Below are 18,823 nucleotides of genomic sequence, written 5' to 3' on the forward strand. Positions count from 1 at the left end.
AGATACCGGAAAATAGGTTTGACGCCAGACCCTAGTGAAGATCTACCCGTTTTGCCACTCCCCCGAAGGCGTGAACTCCGGTTCTCCCGCTGACTTCACCGGATCCGCACACCCCCGCGGCGACGGCACTGACCTGCCATCACGCCGCCCGGGCCCCCGATCAGGGCCGGGCCAGCCGGTTCAGCAGCAGCACCGAGGCCACCGGGCGCGCGCCCGCCTTCCGTACGCCCTCCGCGACCTCCCGGTCGGTGGAGACCACCACCACCGGACGGCCCTGCGGCTCGGCCCGGACCAGACGGCGGATCAACTCGTCCGCGGTCTCGCCGGTCCGACTGAACCGTACCCGCACCCCGCGCGGTGGCGCCATGATGACCGGGACGTCCAGGTCCTGCCCGTCGAACACACAGGTGACCTCCGCCTGGGTGCGCTGGGCCAGCATCGCCAGCCCGCCCAGCAGCCGGATCCGCTGCTGCTCCAGCGGCAGCGTCGGGTACCCGGTCTTGGTCACGTTGTAGCCGTCCACCACCAGGTGCACCTGGGGGATCGCCAGCAGCTGGTCCAGCAGCGCCGGGTCGTCGTCGGCCAGGCCGCGCCGGGCCACGTCGTGCGGCGAGGCCGCCCCCGGCACCACCGCCTCCACCAGGTCCGCCGGGCGGATCTGGGAGACCGGCAACGCCAGCTCGCGCTGCAGGCCCTGCGCCGACTGCAGCACGGTGTCCAGCAGCAGCCGCAGCCGCATGTCCTCGACGCTGCGCCCCTCCCGGGCCGAGCGGCGGCCCTGCTCGGCCGCGCTCTCCAGCTCGGACACCCGGTGCCGCAACCGCCGCGCCTCGCTCTCGGCCGCGCTGCGCTCACCCGCGGCCTGCGCCTTCGCGGCCTCCAGCTCCGCGGCCACCCGCCGGGTCTCGGCCTGCGCCCGGCGGGTGTCGCTCTCCAGCGACCGCACCTTCTTGCGCAGCGACTCGGCCTCCCGCCGGACGCCCTCGAACTCCGCGCGCTGGCGGTCCAGGTCCGCCCGGGCGGCGGCCCGCACCTCGGCCAGTTCGGCCTGCAGCTTCTCCACCAGCCGGGAGGCCTCCGCCACCGCGTCCTCGGCGCCGGCCCGCTCGGCCTCCTCGCCGGCCTCGGCGACCAGCCGGCTCCAGCCCGCCGAGCGCACCAGGTAGGCGGCGGCCGCGACGTCCATCGGATCGGCGGCGCCGGGGACGCTGCCCGACTCCAACGCCTTCACCAGGTCCGGCTGGCCCAGCCGCAGCCGCTCCGCTATCCGCACCCGGAAGGCCGGCTCGGACTCCAGCGCCGCCGCCAGCGCGGTGGCCGCGTACTTGGCCCGCCGCGCGGGGGTGAACTTGGCGTACTGACGCAGGCTCTGCGGCAGCTCCCCGGGCGGCAGCCCGCCCAGCGCGTCCGAGGCCAGCCCGACCACCCGCCGGCGCACGCCCTCGGGCAGCGGCCGGTCCAGCTTCTCGGCCGCGCGCTCCGCGGCAGCACCCGAGGCGGGAGTATCCGAGGCGGGAGTATCCGAAGCGGGAGTGCCCGAAGCGTCGGCGCCCCCGCCAGGGGTCTCGGACGGGACCGTCCCGGCCGCCGGCTCCGGTGCCTGCGCAGCGGGCTGAAGCCCCTGCGGTTCGCCGGGCTCCCTCGCTGCGTCCACCACGTCCTCGGCTCCGATCCTGATCCAGCGGGTACGGCCGCAGCCGCCCCTGTCGTCACGCTCCGTGCGTCTTGTCTGTATTGTCCCGTGCGGTGGACGGCCGCGTCGCGCACCACCCACCGCACCGGAGGGGTCAGCCCTGCGCGGCGGGGGCCTCCGCGCCCTCGGCACCCGGGCGGGCCACCAGCTCGACCTGGTCCACCGCGTTGCACCAGCGGCAGCGCACCGACTCGATCGTCTCGCTGTGCACCTCGGTCTCCTCGACCTTGGACTCGCCGGCCAGGTCGAAGTGCAGGAACTCGGTCACCCGCGCGGTGCGGGTCACGTCGAAGCGGGTGAGGTTGCCGCACAGCGTGCAGCGCCAGCGCGTCTCGGCGGTCAGTGCGGGGACGGTCATCGGGGATCCTCTCGGCTGGTCCCTGGGTGGGCTAGGCGCTCCCCCCGGAGCCCCGGCATCGGCGGCGGGAGGCGGGATGGCCCGGCCCAAGCCTATTGCCTGGGGCAACCATCAGGACCACCGGTCAGCTGAGATGACCGGAGCCCGTTCCGCCCCGCCGGACGGACCGGTAGTCCACCTGCCGTAAACCGCCGTGTCACCTGCCGCGCCCGGAGGGATGCTTGGCCGCATGGCACTCGCGGCCCCCGGCCACACCGACGCGTGGGACGGCCGCCCGGCGGTGCCCGCCCCGGCGGTCACCTACGCCCTGATCGCGGTCAACACCCTGGTCTTCCTGCTCGGCCCGGCGGCCGGCGTCAACCCGCTGTACGGCACCGGCCAGGCCCGGATCTGCGCCGAGCAGCGCTACGAGCAGCGCTGGGGAGCCGTCCCCGCCGAACTGCTGACCGGCCACCCGCTCACCGCCGGGCAACTGGCCGAGGCCCCCGACCCGGTCCCCGGCTGCCCCGCCGCCCCCACCCCCGGCAAACACCCCGCGGTGTCCGCCCTCACCGGCCTCTTCCTGCACGCCGGCTGGCTGCACCTGCTGGGCAACCTGCTCTTCCTCCACGTCTTCGGCCCCACCGTCGAACGGCGGCTCGGCCGGGCCAGGTACCTGCTCTTCTACCTGGCCGCCGGCAGCCTGGCCTCGTACGGCTTCGCGCTCGCCGAGGCCCACTCGCCGGACTCCACCCGGGTCCTGATCGGCGCCTCGGGCGCGATCTCCGGCGTCCTCGGCGCCTACCTGCGCTTCCACCCGCGGGCCCGGGTCACCACCCTGGTCCCGCTGCTCCTCTTCCTCCCGCTGCGCTTCCCGGCCTGGCTGGTGCTCGGCCTCTGGTTCGCCCTGCAGTGGTGGTCGGTGCACTCGGCCGGGCCCGGGGTGGCCTACCTGGTGCACGTGATCGGCTTCTCGGCCGGCTTCCTGTACGCCTGCACCGTGGCCGGACACCCCCCGAGACGCCCCGGCTGAGGCCCGATACGCTGGCCGCACCCCATGAAGGAGCCCGCACAGTGATCACTGCCATCGTCCTGATCAAGACCAGCGTCGACCGCATCCCGGAGATCGCCGAGGCCATCGCCGCGATCGAGGGCGTCAGCGAGGTGTACTCGGTGACCGGCGGCTACGACCTGGTGGCGATGGTCCGGGTGCGCCGCCACGACGACCTGGCCGAGGTCATCCCGGGCCGGCTCAACAAGGTCCCGGGCGTGGCCCACACCGAGACCCAGATCGCCTTCCGCACCTACTCCCAGCACGACCTGGAAGCGGCCTTCGCCCTCGGCCTGGACGAGTAGTCCTCAGCCCTCGCGGCGGCTGTCGGCGACGCAACGGCCGCCCTCGTTGCGGTAGTTCCACGCCGCGCCGTCGGTGACCAGCTCGCGGACGGCGGTCAGGAAACGCTCGATGTGCTCGTCCGGCGTGCCCGCCCCGAAACTCACCCGGATCGCGTTCAGGCTGCGCTCGCCCGGCAGCGAGGGCTCGGGCGCCCCGCACTCGGACACGGCGACGTCCTCGTCCCCGAGCAGGGTCCGCACCAGCGGGTGGGCACAGAACAGCCCGTCGCGCACCCCGATGCCGTACTCGGCGGACAGCGCGGCCGAGAAGTGCGAGCTGTTCCAGCCCCGGACGACGAAGGACAGCACGCCCACCCGGGCCGAGCCGGCGCCGAACAGGTTCAGCACCCTGACCTCCGGGATCTCCGCCAGCCCGGCCGTCAGCCGGTCGACCAGCTGCCGCTCCCGGGCCTCCAGCGCGTCGAAGCCGGCCTCGGTCAGCGCCCGACAGGCCGAGGCGATCGCGTAGGCCCCGATGACGTTGGGCGAGCCGGCCTCGTGCCGGGCCGGGCCGCTGTGCCACTGCACCGCCACCGAGCCGTCCAGCTCCCGGGCCACCGTGCGGGTCGCCCCGCCGCCGGCCAGGTACGGCTCGGCCGCGTCCAGCCAGTCGGCCCGCCCGGCCAGCACCCCGGCGCCGAACGGCGCGTACAGCTTGTGGCCGGAGAAGGCGATCCAGTCGACGTCCAGCTCGCGCACCGAGACCCGGTGGTGCGGGGCCAGTTGGGCGGCGTCCAGCACCACCCGGGCGCCGTACCGGTGCGCGGTCGCGGTCAGTTCGGCGACCGGCCACAGCTCGCCGGTCACATTGGAGGCGCCGGTGACGCACAGCAGCTTGGGGCCCTCGGGCGCGGCGGCCAGCGCGGCCTCCAGCGCCTCGACCGCCTCGGCCCGCGAGCGCGGCGCCCGCAGGTAGGCGACCTCCAGCCCGGCGTGCGCCCAGGGCAGCAGCGAGGCGTGGTGCTCGGTCTCGAAGGCGAACACCCGGGCGCCGGCCGGCACGGCGGCGGCCAGCAGGTTGAGCGAGTCGGTGGTGGCGCGGGTGAAGACCACCTGGTCGCCCTCGCGCAGGTCGAGGAACTCGGCGACGGTCCGGCGGCTCTGCTCGAACAGGTCGGTGGACAGCTGCGAGAGGTAGCCGGCACCGCGGTGCACGCTGCCGTAGTACGGCGCGTAGGCGGCGACGTCGTCCCACACCCGCTGGAGCGCCGGCGCGCTGGCCGCGTAGTCCAGCGCGGCGTAACCGACCTTCGCACCGCTGGCCAGCGGCACCTGGACGTCGTGGCCGAGAACGGCGAGCGGGGAGCAGAGGTCAACAGAGACCGACATGAGGATGCACTCCTTCTGGGGGTGAGGGACCCCCGGGAGTGCTAGTCATCGGGCGTCCGCGCTTGTCGCGCGGACGGCATGCCCGGCGACCCGGTCCTCACCCAGGGCACCCCGCCACGGACGGAGGGTTGCCGGACAGCCAGCTGGGGCTTGACGCTGTCACTCATGACCTGGCCAAGACTCTAGGTCGGGCGCGTCGGACGGTCAAACAGGTATCCACCATCCGGACTCTGCCTTCGCCCACCCGCCTCCGGGGCGCTCGGGCCCGGTGCCGACGCTCGGGGCACGAGAGCGGGCCCACGCGCGAGGGCCCGCACCGGAAAACCGGCACGGGCCCTCAACTACCGCCTCAGATCCGGCTGGTGGCCTCCGACCAGCGCCGCAGCAGGTCCTGCGCCCGGCCCGAGTCGATCGCCTCGGCCGCCCGCGCCATGCCCGCCGCGAGCTGCTCGGACAGCGGCGCGTCGCCGAGGTCGAGCGCGACCAGCGCCGCCGCGGTGTTCAGCAGTACGGCGTCCCGCACCGGCCCGCGCTCCCCGGCCAGCAGCCGGCGCGCGACCTCGGCGTTGTAGGCGGCGTCGGCCCCGCGCAGCGTCTCGATGCCGACCAGTTCGATGCCGACGTCCCGCGGGTCGAAGGCGGTCTCGGTGACCACCCCGTCGCGCACCACCCAGACCCGCGACGTGGTGGTGATGGTCAGCTCGTCCAGCCCGTCGTCACCGCGGAACACCAGCGCCGTCGCCCCGCGCCGGGCGAGCACCCCGGCGATCAAGCCGGACAGCCGGGTGTCGAAGCAGCCGATGGCGTGCGAGGTGACCTTCGCCGGATTGGTCAGCGGGCCGAGGATGTTGAACGCGGTGGGCACCCCGAGGTCGCGCCGCGCGGTGGCGGCGTGCCGCATCGAGGGGTGGAACCTCGCCGCGAAACAGAAGGTGAGTCCGACCTCCTCGGCCACCTCGGCCACCCGCCGGGGGGAGAGGTCCAGCGCCACCCCGAGCTTCTCCAGCACGTCCGAGGACCCGCTGGACGAGGAGGCGGCCCGGTTGCCGTGCTTGACCACCTTCGCCCCGGCCGCCGCCGCGACGATCGCCGACATGGTCGAGATGTTGACGGTCTTCGCCCGGTCGCCGCCGGTGCCGACGATGTCGACCGCCGGGCCGGGGATCTCCAGCGGCTCGGCGTGCTCGTACATCGCGTCCACCAGGCCGGCGATCTCGTCGACCGTCTCGCCCTTGGCCCGCAGCGCCACCATGAACCCGGCCACCTGGACGGGGGACGCCTCGCCGCTCATGATCCGGTCCATCGCCCACGCGGTGGACGAGCGGTCGAGGTCCTCCCCCTTCAACAGCGCCGCCAGGAGGTCCGGCCAGGTGCGGACCACCTGCGCGGGGTCGGTACCACCGTTCGCAGGGTTCACGTTCACCATGGCTGACTCCAGCTGTTGTCGGTTCCCCGCTCGGGGGGACGTCCGTACGGATGGAGCCAGCCTATCGAGCGGCGGGGTCCCTACGGCCCCGTCTTCTCTAGTACTGAGACGGCACTGTTCAACGCGTGGCGGGGGCCCGCTTGGCCAACCGGGCCCGCAGCAGGGTGGCGACCGCCTCGGCCAGCGCCACCGGGTCCACCGGGCGGGAGATCGCGGCATCGGCCCGGCTCCAGGCGGCGAGCCAGGAGTCCTGGGGCCGGCCGATCAGCACCAGCACCGGCGGGCAGCCGTAGATCTCGTCCTTGAGCTGTCGCCCGAGGCCGAGCCCGCCGGCCGGCACCGCCTCGCCGTCCAGCACGCAGAGGTCGACGCCGCCCTTCTCCAGCGCCTTGAGCACCGCGGGGGTGGTCGCGCATTCGAGGTAGGACAGCTCCGGAAGATCCTCGGCGGGCCGACGGCCGAGCGCCGTCAGCACCTGCTCGCGGGTGTTGCGGTCGTCGCTGTAGACGAGGACGGTGAGCGTCTCGTCGGTCGTGTACGCCATGGACCCTGCTCCCTCAAGTGTGATCCGGACCACGTTCACCTGATCCGGATGCTACCCCCGTTTCGCCCGTCGCCGGTCCCCCTCGCGCACGTTCCCCCTCAAGCCGCCGCGCCCACGGCTCACCCGCCCGGAGGACGGCCCGTCACCCGGGCCGGCCAGGTCCACCCGGACAGCCGATGGCGCACTCCCCTCCCCTACAACCCGACGCTGCGCCGACCGTGCAACGACGCGCCGGGCAAGGGGGTAGCGGGCCGTCCCGAGGAACCGTCAGAAAAGGGACACGCCGCTGACCGGCCGCCGTCCGGACACCCCGTCGGCCCTCAAGCGGGCATACCGCACGCACCGGACACTCCGAGGGACACCCCCCGACGTGAAGACGGAATAAGGGACCGACATAATGTCCGTCGTGGCGACAGCAACAGCAACAGAAACCGGGCACGCGCACGGATCGGTCAATCGACCGAACATGGTCAGCGTCGGAACGATCGTCTGGCTCAGTTCCGAGCTGATGTTCTTCGCGGCCCTCTTCGCGATGTACTTCACGCTCCGCTCCGTCAAGGGAGCCGAGTTCTGGGCCGAGAAGGCGCACGCCCTCAACGTGACGTTCTCCTCGATCAACACCACCGTCCTGGTGCTCTCCTCGCTCACCTGCCAGCTCGGCGTGTTCGCCGCCGAGCGCGGTGACGTGAAGAAGCTCCGCGGTTGGTTCATCCTCACGTTCTTCATGGGCGCGATCTTCATCGGCGGCCAGGTCTACGAGTACACCGAGCTGGTCAAGAACGACGGCCTCTCGCTGTCCTCCGACCCGTACGGCACGGTGTTCTACCTGACCACCGGCTTCCACGGTCTGCACGTGACGGGTGGTCTGATCGCCTTCCTGCTGGTCCTCGGACGGACGTACGCAGCCAAGCGCTTCACGCACGAGCAGGCCACCGCCGCGATCGTCGTGTCCTACTACTGGCACTTCGTCGACGTCGTGTGGATCGGCCTGTTCGCGACCATCTACCTGATCAAGTAACCAGCTGATCAGGTCGCTGGCCACCGGCAGCGGCCCCCGCCCTCACCGGCGACGGGCCGCTTCTGCCGGTGCCGACGCTCCCACCGACCGACCGCGCGCGCAGCCTTGGACAGGCAGCCTCGTGCCGGCCAGACCGGCAGCCGGGTGCACCCACCAGTCGACCAGATCCTGACACCGGGGTTATTCCGTGAAAAAGCTCTCCGCACGACGGCGCCACCCATTGGCGGCGCTGGTCGTCCTACTTCTCGCCCTGGCGGCCACCGGGGGGCTGTACGGCCTGTTCGCGCCCGCCGACAAGGCGCAGGCCGACGTCGCCGCGCAGTCGCTCGCGATCGATGAGGGCAAGAAGCTCTTCGCCGTGGGCTGCTCCTCCTGCCACGGCCTGAACGGCCAGGGCAGCAGTGACGGTCCGAGCCTGGTCGGCGTGGGCTCCGCCGCCGTCGACTTCCAGGTCGGCACCGGCCGCATGCCGGCTCAGCAGCCGGGTGCCCAGGTGCCGCGCAAGAAGGCCATCTACACCCAGGGCGAGATCGACCAGCTCGCCGCCTTCGTCCAGTCGCTCGGCCCCGGCCCGATCACCCCGGACGCGAAGCAGTACACCTCGACCAACCCTGACGACATCTCCAAGGGTGGCGAGCTGTTCCGCACCAACTGTGCCCAGTGCCACAACTTCGCCGGTCAGGGTGGTGCCCTGACCAAGGGCAAGTACGCCCCGTCCCTGGAGGGCGTGGACGCCAAGCACATCTACGAGGCCATGCAGACCGGCCCGCAGAACATGCCGTCGTTCCCGGACAGCACCATGCCCGAGGAGCAGAAGAAGCAGATCGTGGCCTTCGTCCGCCACACCACCAACGATGAGCCCAACCCCGGCGGTCTCACCCTGGGCAGCCTCGGTCCGGTGACCGAGGGCCTGTTCGGCTGGATCTTCGGCCTCGGCACGCTCATCGCGGTCGCGATCTGGGTCGCCGCCCACACCACCAAGGCCAAGAAGTCATGAGCCACGACATGTCAGAAGAGAAGCTTCCGGAGCCGCACGGCTCCGCCGGCGAGGTGGCCGACCACGGCAACCCGTTCGCCGACCCGGGCCTGCCGGCCCACGAGCCCCGTCGCACCGACATCGACGAGCGGGCCGCCCAGCGGGCCGAGCGTCAGGTCTCGCTGATGTTCGTGGTCTCGATGCTGGCCACCATCGGCTTCATCGCCTCGTACGTGGCCATCGACCCGGACAAGATCGTCTACATCTTCCCGCTGGGTCACGTCAGCGCGCTGAACTTCGCGCTCGGCCTGACCCTGGGCGTCGCGCTGTTCATGATCGGCGCGGGCGCGGTCCACTGGGCCCGCACCCTGATGTCGGACGTCGAGCTGCCGGCCGAGCGTCACCCGATCGAGGCCCCCGATGACGTCCGCGCGGACGTCATCGAGCAGTTCAAGACCGGTGCCGCCGAGTCCGGCTTCGGTCGCCGCAAGATGATCCGCAACACCCTCATCGGGTCGATGGCGCTGGTCCCGCTCTCCGGCGTGGTCCTGCTCCGCGACCTGGGCCCGCTGCCGGAGAAGAAGCTCAAGGAGACGGGCTGGAAGGAGGCCACTCCGGCCAGGCCCCTGCAGCTCGTCAACATGAGCACCCTGCAGCCGATGAAGCCCGAGGACCTCGTCATCGGCTCGCTGACCTTCGCCATGCCGGAGGGTCTGACCACGCACGACGAGGACTTCCAGCAGCGGATCGCCAAGGACGCCCTGATGCTGGTGCGCATCGCGCCGGACGACATCAAGGACGACAAGTCCAGGGAGCTGGGCTTCGAGGGCATCCTCGCCTACTCCAAGATCTGCACCCACGTCGGCTGCCCGATCAGCCTGTACGAGCAGCAGACCCACCACGCGCTCTGCCCCTGCCACCAGTCGACCTTCGACCTGGCGGACGGCGCGCGCGTCATCTTCGGCCCGGCCGGCCACCCGCTGCCGCAGCTGAAGATCACCACTGACGACAAGGGCAACCTGGTCGCCACCGGCGACTTCGACGAGCCCGTCGGCCCGAGCTTCTGGGAGCGTGCTCGATGAGTAGCGCGAGCAGCACCAAGACCGGTGCCGCCAAGCCCTCCAGCACGCGCGCCAATCCCGCCAACAAGTGGGAGTCCGCGGCTGACTGGACGGACGGCCGGCTGGGGATCTACTCCCTCGCCAAGGCCAACCTGCGCAAGATCTTCCCGGACCACTGGTCCTTCATGCTGGGCGAGATCTGCCTCTACACCTTCGTCATCATCATCCTGACCGGTGTCTACCTGACGCTGTTCTTCAAGCCGTCGATGGCCGAGGTCGTCTACAACGGCTCGTACGTGCCGCTCAAGGGCATCGGGATGTCCGAGGCGTACGCCTCGACGGTGGACATCAGCTTCGAGATCCGCGGCGGTCTGCTGATCCGCCAGATCCACCACTGGGCCGCGCTGGTCTTCGTGGCCGCGATGCTCGTGCACATGATGCGCGTGTTCTTCACCGGCGCGTTCCGCAAGCCGCGTGAGATCAACTGGGTCTTCGGCTTCCTGCTGCTGGTCCTCGGCATGTTCGACGGCTTCTTCGGCTACTCGCTGCCGGACGACCTGCTGTCGGGTACCGGTATCCGCTTCATGGAAGGCGCGATCCTCGCGGTCCCGCTGGTCGGCACCTACATCCAGATGTTCCTGTTCGGGGGCGAGTTCCCCGGCCACGACATCGTGCCGCGGTTCTTCACCATCCACGTGCTGCTGATCCCGGGCATCATGCTCGGTCTGCTGGTGGCGCACCTGATCCTGGTCTTCTACCACAAGCACACCCAGTGGGCGGGCCCGGGCAAGACCGAGAAGAACGTCGTCGGCATGCCGCTGATGCCGGTCTACATGGCCAAGGCCGGTGGCTTCTTCTTCCTGGTCTTCGGCATCATCGCCGCCATCTCGGCGATCGCCACGATCAACCCGATCTGGGCCTACGGCCCGTACCGTCCGGACCAGGTGTCGACCGACGCCCAGCCCGACTGGTACATGGGCTTCTCCGAGGGTCTGATCCGCGTCATGCCGGGCTGGGAGATCAGCCTGTGGGGCCACACCCTGAACCTGGGTGTCTTCATCCCGCTGATGATCTTCCCGCTGGTCCTGGTCGCCATCGCGGTCTACCCCTTCATCGAGGGCTGGATCACCGGCGACAAGCGCGAGCACCACATCCTGGACCGCCCGCGCAACGCCCCGGTCCGCACCGCCCTGGGTGCCGCCTGGATCAGCCTCTACCTGGTCCTGCTGGTCGGTGGTGGCAACGACCTGTTCGCCACGCACTTCCACCTGTCGCTCAACTCGATCACCTACTTCGTGCGTGCCGGCTTCTTCCTGGTGCCGGTCATCACCTTCATCGTCACCAAGCGCTGGTGCCTCGGCCTCCAGCGCCGTGACAAGGAGAAGGTGCTGCACGGCCGCGAGACCGGCGTCATCAAGCGCCTGCCGCACGGTGAGTTCGTCGAGGTGCACGCCCAGCTGCCGGCGAAGGACCTGCACACCCTCACGGCGCACGAGCAGAACCAGCCGGTCGAGCTGCCGGCCCAGACGGACGAGAACGGCGTGGCCCGCAAGGCCGGCGCCCTCACCCGCACCCGGGCCAAGCTCTCCCGCGGCTTCTACGGCGAGGGCAGCCAGATCCCCAAGCCCACCGCCGAGGAGCACCACGAGATCACCAGCGGCCACGGCCACCACTGATCCCGTACGCACCCCCGCGTCACCCCGAGGGCCGCTGACCAGAGTTCATCTGGTCGGCGGCCCTCGGGCTTTCCCGCCCCCGCACAGTCACCGCACCGCCCCGTATCGCCCCGCATCGCCCCCAGGAGCCCTCCGTGCAGCTGTCCGTCGACCCCGCCGCCGCCACGCCCCCGTACGAGCAGATCCGCGCCCAGATCGCCGAGCGGGCCCGCTCGGGCGCGCTGCCGACCGGGCAGCGGCTGCCCACCGTACGGGCCCTCGCCGAGGAACTGGGGCTGGCCGCCGGGACGATCGCCCGGGCCTACAAGGAGCTGGAGGCGGACGGCGTGGTGGAGACCCACGGCCGGCGCGGCACCCTGATCGCGGCCACCGGGGACACCGCCCACCGGCTGGCCGCCGAGGCCGCCGCCGAGTACGCCGAGCGGGTGGGCCGGCTGGGCCTGTCCCACCCGGACGCCCTGGCCGCCGTGGTGACGGCCCTGCACGTGACCTATCCCGGGGCCTAGGGCCGGTTCAGAGCTCGGGGCGCGTCATGCCCGCGGCGGGGGCCTGGCCGGCCGGGGCGGTGGTGCTGAGGGGCTGTCCGAGGGCGCTGTGCTTGACCCAGTCCACCCAGGAGACGTTCCAGTCGCCGAAGCCGTTGCCGAAGGGCTCCATGGTGGCGCCGCGGCTGTTGACCACCGTCACCAGGTCCCCCACCCGGGTGTTGTCGTAGAACCACTTGGCGTTGTCGGTGCTCATCCCGGTGCAGCCGTGGCTGACGTTCTCGTAGCCCTGCGAGCCGACCGACCAGGGCGCCGCGTGGACGTACTCGCCGCTCCAGGTCACCCGGGTGGCCCACAGCACGTCGAGGTCGTACGCCTCGGAGCTGCCGGCCGCTATGCCGATCGTCTCGCCGTTCATCCGCACCGAGCGCTCCTGGCCGAGCACCACCTTGATGCCGTTGCGGGTGTCGAAGCCGGGCTTGCCGGTGGTGACCGGGATCCTCCGGACCACCTCGCCGTCACGCTTGAGGGTGAGTTCGTGAGTGGCCGCGTCGACCACCGACTCGACCCGCGCGCCGATCCGCAGCCGCAGCGAGCTGCGGTCGCCGCCGTAGAGGCCGTCCGAGATCCGGCTGCCGGTGCCGTCGAAGGCCAGTGCCACGGTCGTCCCGGCCGGCCAGTACTCCTGCGGGCGGAAGTGCAGGTTCTTGTCGTCCACCCAGTACCAGGCGCCGGTGACGGCCGGCTGGGAGGTCACCGTCAGGGCGCGCTCGACCTCCTGACGGGCCTGGGGGTCCTTCACCGCCTCGGAGAGCTGCGCGGTGAGCGGCTGGCCCACCCCGTAGACGCCAGTGCCGGAGGAGTCCGGCCCGAGCTTGACGTTCAGCAGGCGCTGGGCGGCCATGGTGCTGAAGGTCTGGGTGGTGTCGCCCCGGCCGTTCCGGCCGTCGTCGGCGGAGATCCGGACGGCGTACGCCGTGTCGGCCTTCAGCCGGCCGGTGGTCTGCCAGCTGTGCTGGTCGTCGGCGAGCGTGCCGGCCACCACCCGGCCGTCCGGGCCGAGCACGGTGACGTCGGTGAGCCGGCTGCCCCCCACGGCGGTCACGGTGACCGGCTTGGAGGGGTCGACCTTGCCCTCGGCCGAGAGGTGGACGAGCGGGGCCGCGTCGATCCGGTGCGGCCCGGTGGGCTCCTCGTCGCCGGATGAGCAGGCGGCCAGCGGGGCCAGTACTGCCAGGGCCAGCGAGATGCTGCTGATGCCTGCGATTCCGCGCCTGTCGGCCATGACCGCCTCCGAGGGGTTCGCACGATTCGCACGATTGATCAGATCGTAGGAACGCGTCGCATCGAGCGACATCCGAGCGACTCTCCGTTCACCCGGGTGAGTGAGGTCGTCACCCTCAGGACGCAGCAGGGCCGGTCCTCCCGTGCGGGAGGACCGGCCCTGTGGTGGGAGGCGGAACCTACTGGTTCTGGTTCTCGCCCCGGTAGAACTCGAAGACCCATCCGAAGATGCCGATCAGGATGATCGGAGCGGCCCAGAACATCAGCCACCAGCCGAAGATCACGCCCAGGAAGGCGAGCGCGCCACCGAGCGCCAGCGACAGCGGCTGCCAGCTGTGCGGGGCGAAGAAGCCCAGCTCACCGGCGTCGTCCGCGACCTCGGCCTCGGGGTTGTCACCCGCGCCGCTGTCCACCCGGCGGGCGGTGAAGGCGAGGTAGTACCCGATGAAGGCACAGAGGCCGAAGGCCAGGAACAGCGCGGTGGTACCGGCGGCCTCCAGGCCCGGGCCGTTGCTCGCGTGGCTGGTCCACAGGCCGTAGGTGATGGCCATCGCCAGTACGAAGACCGCCAGGCCCAGGAAGATCTTTCCCTGTTCCTTCATCAGGCGTCACCCTCCTGCTTGCCCTTGCCCAGCTTCGGGGCGTCGTACTTCGCCGGGGTCACACCGGCGAGGTGCTTGGCCGGCTCACCGTGGTTCTCCAGGTAGTCCAGCGCGGCGATCTCCGGGTGGTGGAGGTCGAAGGCCGGGGATTCGGAGCGGATCCGCGGCAGGGTGAGGAAGTTGTGCCGCGGCGGCGGGCAGGAGGTCGCCCACTCCAGCGAGCGGCCGAAGCCCCACGGGTCGTCCTGCTCGACCTTCTCGCCGTACTTGGCGGTCTTCCAGACGTTGTAGAGGAACGGCAGGATCGACAGGCCGAGCACGAAGGAGCCGATGGTCGAGACGGTGTTCAGCGTGGTGAAGCCGTCCGAGGCCAGGTAGTCGGCGTAACGGCGGGGCATGCCCTCCGCGCCGAGCCAGTGCTGCACCAGGAAGGTGGTGTGGAAGCCGAAGAACAGCGTCCAGAAGGTGATCTTGCCGAGGCGCTCGTCCAGCATCTTGCCGGTCATCTTCGGCCACCAGAAGTGGAAGCCGGCGAACATCGCGAACACGACGGTGCCGAAGACCACGTAGTGGAAGTGGGCGACGACGAAGTACGAGTCCGAGACGTGGAAGTCGATCGGCGGCGAGGCCAGCAGCACACCGGTCAGACCACCGAAGAGGAAGGTGACCAGGAAGCCGACCGTCCAGAGCATCGGGGTCTCGAAGCTCAGTGAGCCCTTCCACATGGTGCCGACCCAGTTGAAGAACTTCACACCGGTCGGGACCGCGATCAGGAAGGTCATGAAGGAGAAGAACGGCAGCAGCACCTGTCCGGTGACGTACATGTGGTGCGCCCACACCGTCACGGACAGACCGGCGATCGCGATGGTGGCCGCGATCAGACCGGAGTAGCCGAACATCGGCTTGCGGCTGAAGACCGGGATGATCTCCGACACGATGCCGAAGAACGGCAGCGCGATGATGTACACCTCGGGGTGGCCGAAGAACCAGAACAGGTGTTGCCACAACATCGCCCCGCCGTTGGCGGGATCGAAGACGTGGGCCCCGAACTTGCGGTCCGCCTCCAGGGCGAACAGCGCGGCGGCCAGCACCGGGAAGGCCAGCAGGACCAGCACCGAGGTCAGCAGGACGTTCCAGACGAAGATCGACATCCGGAACATCGTCATGCCCGGAGCGCGCATGCAGATGATCGTGGTGATGAAGTTGACCGCACCGAGGATCGTGCCGAAGCCGGAGAAGGCCAGACCCATGATCCACATGTCGCCGCCGACGCCGGGCGAGTGCACCGCGTCGGAGAGCGGGGAGTAGGCGAACCAGCCGAAGTCGGCGGCGCCGTTCGGGGTCAGGAAGCCACAGACCGCGATGGACGAACCGAAGAGGTACAGCCAGTACGCGAACATGTTCAGACGCGGGAAGGCCACGTCCGGGGAGCCGATCTGGAGCGGCATGATCCAGTTCGCGAAGCCCGCGAACAGCGGCGTCGCGAACATCAGCAGCATGATCGTGCCGTGCATCGTGAACGCCTGGTTGAACTGCTCGTTCGACAGGATCTGGGTCCCGGGACGAGCCAGCTCGGCACGCATGACCAGGGCGAGGATGCCACCGATCAGGAAGAAGGCGAACGACGTACCCAGGTACAGGGTGCCGATCGTCTTGTGGTCAGTGGTGGTCAGCCACTTGATGATGGTCGAACCCGGCTTGCGGGTCCGCTGCGCCCCGACCGTGACGGCCTCGGCGCCCCCGCCGGCCGCGGCGGGCTCGTTGAGGATGGTCACTTCGCTTCACTTCCCATGGTGATGACGCCGGAGGGCACCGCGCCTTCCTGACCCTTCGCACGAAGCTCGGCCAGGTGCTTGTCGTAGTCGGCGCGATCGACGACCTTGACGTTGAAGAGCATGCGCGAGTGGTCGACGCCGCAGAGCTCGGCGCACTTGCCCCTGTACTCGCCCTTGACGGTCGGGGTGACCTCGAACTTGTTCACCACGCCCGGCACGACGTCCATCTTCATCATGAAGTTGACGGGCCAGAAGTCGTGGATGACGTCCCGAGAGGTGAGCCGGAACTGCACCGTCTCGTTGACCGGCAGCCAGAGCGTCGGAACGTCCTTGGGCGTACCGACGTCGTACGCGGCGTCCTTGTTGGCCGGGTCGGGGGTCTCGGTGTTCTCGTAGTTGAACGCCCAGCTCCACTGGAAGCCCACCACGTTGACGTAGTGCTGCGGCTTGGCGGAGACGGAGGTCAGCTTCGACTCGTCGCGGGCGACGAAGTAGAAGAGGACCGAGACGATGATGATGGGGACCGCGGTGTAGAGCGCCTCGATGGGCACGTTGTACCGGGTCTGCGGGGGGATCTCCACGCCGGTGCGCTTGCGCCGGTGGAAGATCACGCTCCAGATGATCAGACCCCACATCAGTACGCCGACCACCAGCGCCGCGATCCAGGAGCCCTGCCACATCTGGAGGACCATGGGTCCTTCCTTCGTGACCGGACTCGGGAGGCCAAGCCTGGGGAGGTCGTTGGCCGAGCAGCCGGTGGCGGTCGCGATGACGAGGCCCAGTGCCAGCGCCTGAGGCAGCTTCCGCCGCATCGTGCGCCGCGGCGAGCGGTCGGAGCCGTTGGGACTCACGTAGCGCCTTCCCGAAGTCTCGCCCGCCTTCGCGTCGCACCGGGAGGGGATTGTGAGCTCCTCCGGCGACCCGTCCACGGGCACGGTTTGAATGCTTATGCGGGCCAAACCCTACTCCAGCCTTATGCGCTCCTGACGGGCAGCCCCCGGTAACGCGCCGCCCGGTCGCCCGATCAGGCCCGGCAGGGGCTGCGTCCCAGGTCATCGTAGGCATTCGAGGCCGTTACGCCCGATCGGGGGATGACCTCGAACAACGGGAGTGACGGCCCGTCGGTACCGGACGAAGCGGACATTCGGGGTGATCGACTGACGGTCGGTGAGCGATGCGGAGCGAGCGGAACGCTTCCGGGTGTGCCGTTAAATGTGACCGTGTACTTCGACGTGGCTTCGACGGCCCCTCTGCACCCCGTCGCGCGGCAGGCCCTGACCGCCGCCCTGGACGAGGGCTGGGCCGATCCGGCCCGGCTGTACCGCTCCGGCCGCCAGGCCCGGATGCTGCTGGACGCCGCCCGCGAGACGGTCGCCGGCGTCCTGGGCGTACGCGCCGACGAGATCTCCTTCACCGCCAGCGGGACCCAGGCCGTCCAACTCGGCCTGCTGGGCGGCCTGGCCGGGAACCGGCGGCGCGGCGGGCACCTGGTGCACTCCGCGGTGGAGCACTCCAGCGTGCTGCACGTCGCCGAGCGCCGGGAGACGGACGGCGGCGAGGTCTCGGTCGCCCCGGTGGACGGCGCCGGACGGGTGGACCCGGAGGCCTTCGGCGCCCTGCTGCGGACGGACACCGCGCTGGCCGCGCTGCAGAGCGCCAACCACGAGGTGGGGACGGTCCAGCCGGTCGGCGAGGTCGCCGCGCTGTGCGCCGCGGCCGGGGTGCCGCTGCTGGTCGACGCGGCGCAGAGCGTCGGACGGATGGACGTCCCGGCGGGCTGGTCACTGCTGACCGCGAGCGCCCACAAGTGGGGCGGGCCGCCCGGGGTCGGGATCCTCGCCGTGCGCAAGGGAGTCCGGTACGCCTCACCGCTGCCGGCCGACGAACGCGAGGGCGGACGGGTGCCCGGCTACGTCAACGTCCCGGCGATCGTGGCCGCGGCCGCCTCGCTGCGCGCCGTACGGGCCGAGGCCGAGCGGGAGAACGCCCGGCTGCACGCGCTGGTGGAGCGGATCCGCACCCGGGTGCCGCAGACGGTGCCCGAGGTCGAGGTGGTCGGCGACCCGGTGCGGCGGCTGCCGCACATCGTCACCTTCTCCTGCCTGTACGTGGACGGCGAGGTGCTGCTGACCGAGCTGGACCGGGCGGGCTTCGCGGTCTCCTCCGGTTCCTCCTGCACCTCCTCCACCCTGACGCCGAGCCACGTGCTGGCCGCGATGGGGGTGCTCACCGAGGGCAACGTCCGGGTCTCGCTGCCGTACGGGACGGCCGAGGCGGACGTGGAGCGCTTCCTCGCCGTGCTGCCGGAGCTGGTCGCCGGGGTCCGGGCGCCGCTCGGGCTGGACCTGCCCGCGCCCACGGCGGTCAGCGCCCCGACGGAGCTCACGCCGAGCCCCGAGGCGAGCGGGCGAGTGGCGCCCCGAGCCGAAGGGCGCGCCGGTGCCGAAAGCGGTGAGCGACCAGCGACCGACGCAGGAGGGAGTGCCGGAGCGAAGAGCGTCGGCGCCGGGTCCGAGCGCCCGGAGGCGAGCGGGCGAGTGGCGCCCCGAGCCGAAGGGCGCGCCGGTGCCGAAAGCGGTGAGCGACCAGCGACCGACGCAGGAGGGAGTGCCGGAGCGAAGAGCGTCGGCGCCGGGTCCGAGCGCCCGGAGGCGAGCGGGCGAGTGGCGCCCCGAGCCGAAGGGCGCGCCGGTGCCGAAAGCGGTGAGCGACCAGCGACCGACGCAGGAGGGAGTGCCGGAGCGAAGAGCGTCGGCGCCGGGTCCGAGCGCCCGGAGGCGAGCGGGCGAGTGGCGCCCCGAGCCGAAGGGCGCGCCGGTGCCGAAAGTGATGAGCGACCAGCGACCGACGCAGGAGGGAGTGCCGGAGCGAAGAGCGTCGGCGCCGGGTCCGAGCGCCCGGAGGCGAGCGGGCGAGTGGCGCCCCGAGCCGAAGGGCGCGCCGGTGCCGAAAGTGATGAGCGACCAGCGACCGACGCAGGAGGGAGTGCCGGAGCGAAGAGCGTCGGCGCCGGGTCCGAGCGCCCGGAGGCGAGCGGGCGAGTGGCGCCCCGAGCCGAAGGGCGCGCCGGTGCCGAAAGTGATGAGCGACCAGCGACCGACGCAGGAGGGAGTGCCGGAGCGAAGAGCGTCGGCGCCGGGTCCGAGCGCCCGGAGGCGAGCGGGCGAGTGGCGCCCCGAGCCGAAGGGCGCGCCGGTGCCGAAAGTGATGAGCGACCAGCGA

16 protein-coding genes, 1 pseudogene and 1 riboswitch are annotated in these 18,823 nt (G+C 71.1%); of the genes and pseudogenes, 8 read left to right on the forward strand and 9 right to left on the reverse strand.

Annotation, left to right across the window (positions count from 1 at the left end; translation table 11 throughout):
• Positions 1-160 precede the first annotated feature (160 nt).
• On the reverse strand, positions 161-1,654 hold the full coding sequence (locus tag BG452_RS10675) for an NYN domain-containing protein (RefSeq protein WP_411292931.1): 1,494 nt from the start codon (positions 1,652-1,654) through the stop codon (positions 161-163).
• 133 nt (positions 1,655-1,787) lie between these two features.
• On the reverse strand, positions 1,788-2,051 hold the full coding sequence (locus BG452_RS10680) for a hypothetical protein (RefSeq protein ID WP_188303992.1): 264 nt from the start codon (positions 2,049-2,051) through the stop codon (positions 1,788-1,790).
• A 229-nt stretch (positions 2,052-2,280) separates the two neighbouring features.
• Here BG452_RS10680 and BG452_RS10685 point away from each other — a divergent pair, with 229 nt between their 5' ends.
• Both BG452_RS10685 and BG452_RS10690 read left to right on the forward strand, forming a co-directional pair.
• Positions 2,281-3,063: a rhomboid family intramembrane serine protease gene (locus BG452_RS10685; protein WP_188303993.1), complete on the forward strand. Its 783-nt coding sequence runs from the start codon at positions 2,281-2,283 to the stop codon at positions 3,061-3,063.
• Between the two features lie 41 nt (positions 3,064-3,104).
• The gene (locus BG452_RS10690) at positions 3,105-3,386 is read left to right on the forward strand and encodes an Lrp/AsnC ligand binding domain-containing protein (protein WP_030240061.1); all 282 of its coding nucleotides are present in this window, start codon (positions 3,105-3,107) and stop codon (positions 3,384-3,386) included.
• 3 nt (positions 3,387-3,389) lie between these two features.
• Here BG452_RS10690 and BG452_RS10695 read toward each other — a convergent pair whose 3' ends face one another.
• From BG452_RS10695 to BG452_RS10705, 3 genes are all read right to left on the reverse strand, one after another.
• Positions 3,390-4,754, reverse strand: a complete 1,365-nt coding sequence (locus BG452_RS10695) for an aminotransferase class V-fold PLP-dependent enzyme (RefSeq protein ID WP_188303994.1) — start codon at positions 4,752-4,754, stop codon at positions 3,390-3,392.
• 53 nt (positions 4,755-4,807) lie between these two features.
• Positions 4,808-4,925, reverse strand: a riboswitch (SAM riboswitch).
• Positions 4,926-5,103: 178 nt separating this feature from the next.
• Positions 5,104-6,180 (reverse strand): anthranilate phosphoribosyltransferase, encoded by a 1,077-nt coding sequence (trpD, locus tag BG452_RS10700; protein WP_188303995.1) that lies wholly within the window; start codon positions 6,178-6,180, stop codon positions 5,104-5,106.
• A gap of 118 nt (positions 6,181-6,298) precedes the next feature.
• Entirely contained in the window at positions 6,299-6,724 is a 426-nt protein-coding gene (locus tag BG452_RS10705) for a hypothetical protein (protein ID WP_188303996.1), read from the reverse strand.
• A gap of 397 nt (positions 6,725-7,121) precedes the next feature.
• Between BG452_RS10705 and BG452_RS10710 the strand changes: the two genes are divergently transcribed.
• From BG452_RS10710 to BG452_RS10730, 5 genes are all read left to right on the forward strand, one after another.
• Positions 7,122-7,742 carry a heme-copper oxidase subunit III gene (locus BG452_RS10710; protein WP_188303997.1) on the forward strand — a complete coding sequence of 207 codons (621 nt, stop codon included), beginning with the start codon at positions 7,122-7,124 and terminating at the stop codon, positions 7,740-7,742.
• Positions 7,743-7,929: 187 nt separating this feature from the next.
• Positions 7,930-8,739: a c-type cytochrome gene (locus BG452_RS10715; RefSeq protein ID WP_188303998.1), complete on the forward strand. Its 810-nt coding sequence runs from the start codon at positions 7,930-7,932 to the stop codon at positions 8,737-8,739.
• An 8-nt stretch (positions 8,740-8,747) separates the two neighbouring features.
• Positions 8,748-9,800 carry a ubiquinol-cytochrome c reductase iron-sulfur subunit gene (locus BG452_RS10720; protein WP_188303999.1) on the forward strand — a complete coding sequence of 351 codons (1,053 nt, stop codon included), beginning with the start codon at positions 8,748-8,750 and terminating at the stop codon, positions 9,798-9,800.
• Positions 9,797-11,455 (forward strand): cytochrome b, encoded by a 1,659-nt coding sequence (locus tag BG452_RS10725; RefSeq protein ID WP_188304000.1) that lies wholly within the window; start codon positions 9,797-9,799, stop codon positions 11,453-11,455. The genes BG452_RS10720 and BG452_RS10725 overlap by 4 nt, the downstream gene beginning before the upstream one ends.
• Positions 11,456-11,589: 134 nt before the next feature.
• A complete protein-coding gene (locus BG452_RS10730; protein WP_188304001.1) occupies positions 11,590-11,961 on the forward strand; it encodes a GntR family transcriptional regulator in 372 nt (123 codons plus the stop codon).
• A 7-nt stretch (positions 11,962-11,968) separates the two neighbouring features.
• On the opposite strand, the gene BG452_RS10735 is transcribed toward BG452_RS10730, so the two are convergent.
• The 4 genes from BG452_RS10735 to coxB form a co-directional block, all read right to left on the reverse strand.
• Entirely contained in the window at positions 11,969-13,225 is a 1,257-nt protein-coding gene (locus tag BG452_RS10735) for an Ig-like domain-containing protein (RefSeq protein ID WP_188304002.1), read from the reverse strand.
• A 178-nt stretch (positions 13,226-13,403) separates the two neighbouring features.
• A complete protein-coding gene (locus tag BG452_RS10740) occupies positions 13,404-13,826 on the reverse strand; it encodes a cytochrome c oxidase subunit 4 (protein WP_188304003.1) in 423 nt (140 codons plus the stop codon).
• Positions 13,826-15,601, reverse strand: coding sequence for a cytochrome c oxidase subunit I (ctaD, locus tag BG452_RS10745; protein WP_188304004.1), 1,776 nt, complete (start codon positions 15,599-15,601; stop codon positions 13,826-13,828). The genes BG452_RS10740 and ctaD overlap by 1 nt, the downstream gene beginning before the upstream one ends.
• A complete protein-coding gene (gene coxB, locus BG452_RS10750) occupies positions 15,598-16,452 on the reverse strand; it encodes a cytochrome c oxidase subunit II (RefSeq protein WP_188304005.1) in 855 nt (284 codons plus the stop codon). Before coxB ends, ctaD begins: the two co-directional genes overlap by 4 nt.
• A gap of 240 nt (positions 16,453-16,692) precedes the next feature.
• On the opposite strand from coxB, the pseudogene BG452_RS10755 reads away from it, so the two are divergent.
• A pseudogene (locus tag BG452_RS10755) lies at positions 16,693-18,006 on the forward strand (cysteine desulfurase family protein); the annotation flags it as partial.
• Positions 18,007-18,823: the final 817 nt, after the last annotated feature.

It is taken from the genome of Streptomyces sp. CBMA123, from assembly GCF_014596465.1.
Taxonomy (GTDB): Bacteria; Actinomycetota; Actinomycetes; order Streptomycetales; family Streptomycetaceae; genus Kitasatospora.

Excerpts from the sequence above, each read along its gene's own strand:
- BG452_RS10725 (WP_188304000.1), top strand. The coding sequence starts at position 9,797 with ATGAGTAGCGCGAGCAGCACCAAGACCGGTGCCGCCAAGCCCTCCAGC.
- trpD (WP_188303995.1), bottom strand. The coding sequence starts at position 6,180 with ATGGTGAACGTGAACCCTGCGAACGGTGGTACCGACCCCGCGCAGGTG.
- BG452_RS10705 (WP_188303996.1), bottom strand. The coding sequence starts at position 6,724 with ATGGCGTACACGACCGACGAGACGCTCACCGTCCTCGTCTACAGCGAC.
- BG452_RS10740 (WP_188304003.1), bottom strand. The coding sequence starts at position 13,826 with ATGAAGGAACAGGGAAAGATCTTCCTGGGCCTGGCGGTCTTCGTACTG.
- BG452_RS10680 (WP_188303992.1), bottom strand. The coding sequence starts at position 2,051 with ATGACCGTCCCCGCACTGACCGCCGAGACGCGCTGGCGCTGCACGCTG.
- BG452_RS10735 (WP_188304002.1), bottom strand. The coding sequence starts at position 13,225 with ATGGCCGACAGGCGCGGAATCGCAGGCATCAGCAGCATCTCGCTGGCC.
- BG452_RS10710 (WP_188303997.1), top strand. The coding sequence starts at position 7,122 with ATGTCCGTCGTGGCGACAGCAACAGCAACAGAAACCGGGCACGCGCAC.
- BG452_RS10720 (WP_188303999.1), top strand. The coding sequence starts at position 8,748 with ATGTCAGAAGAGAAGCTTCCGGAGCCGCACGGCTCCGCCGGCGAGGTG.
- BG452_RS10695 (WP_188303994.1), bottom strand. The coding sequence starts at position 4,754 with ATGTCGGTCTCTGTTGACCTCTGCTCCCCGCTCGCCGTTCTCGGCCAC.
- BG452_RS10685 (WP_188303993.1), top strand. The coding sequence starts at position 2,281 with ATGGCACTCGCGGCCCCCGGCCACACCGACGCGTGGGACGGCCGCCCG.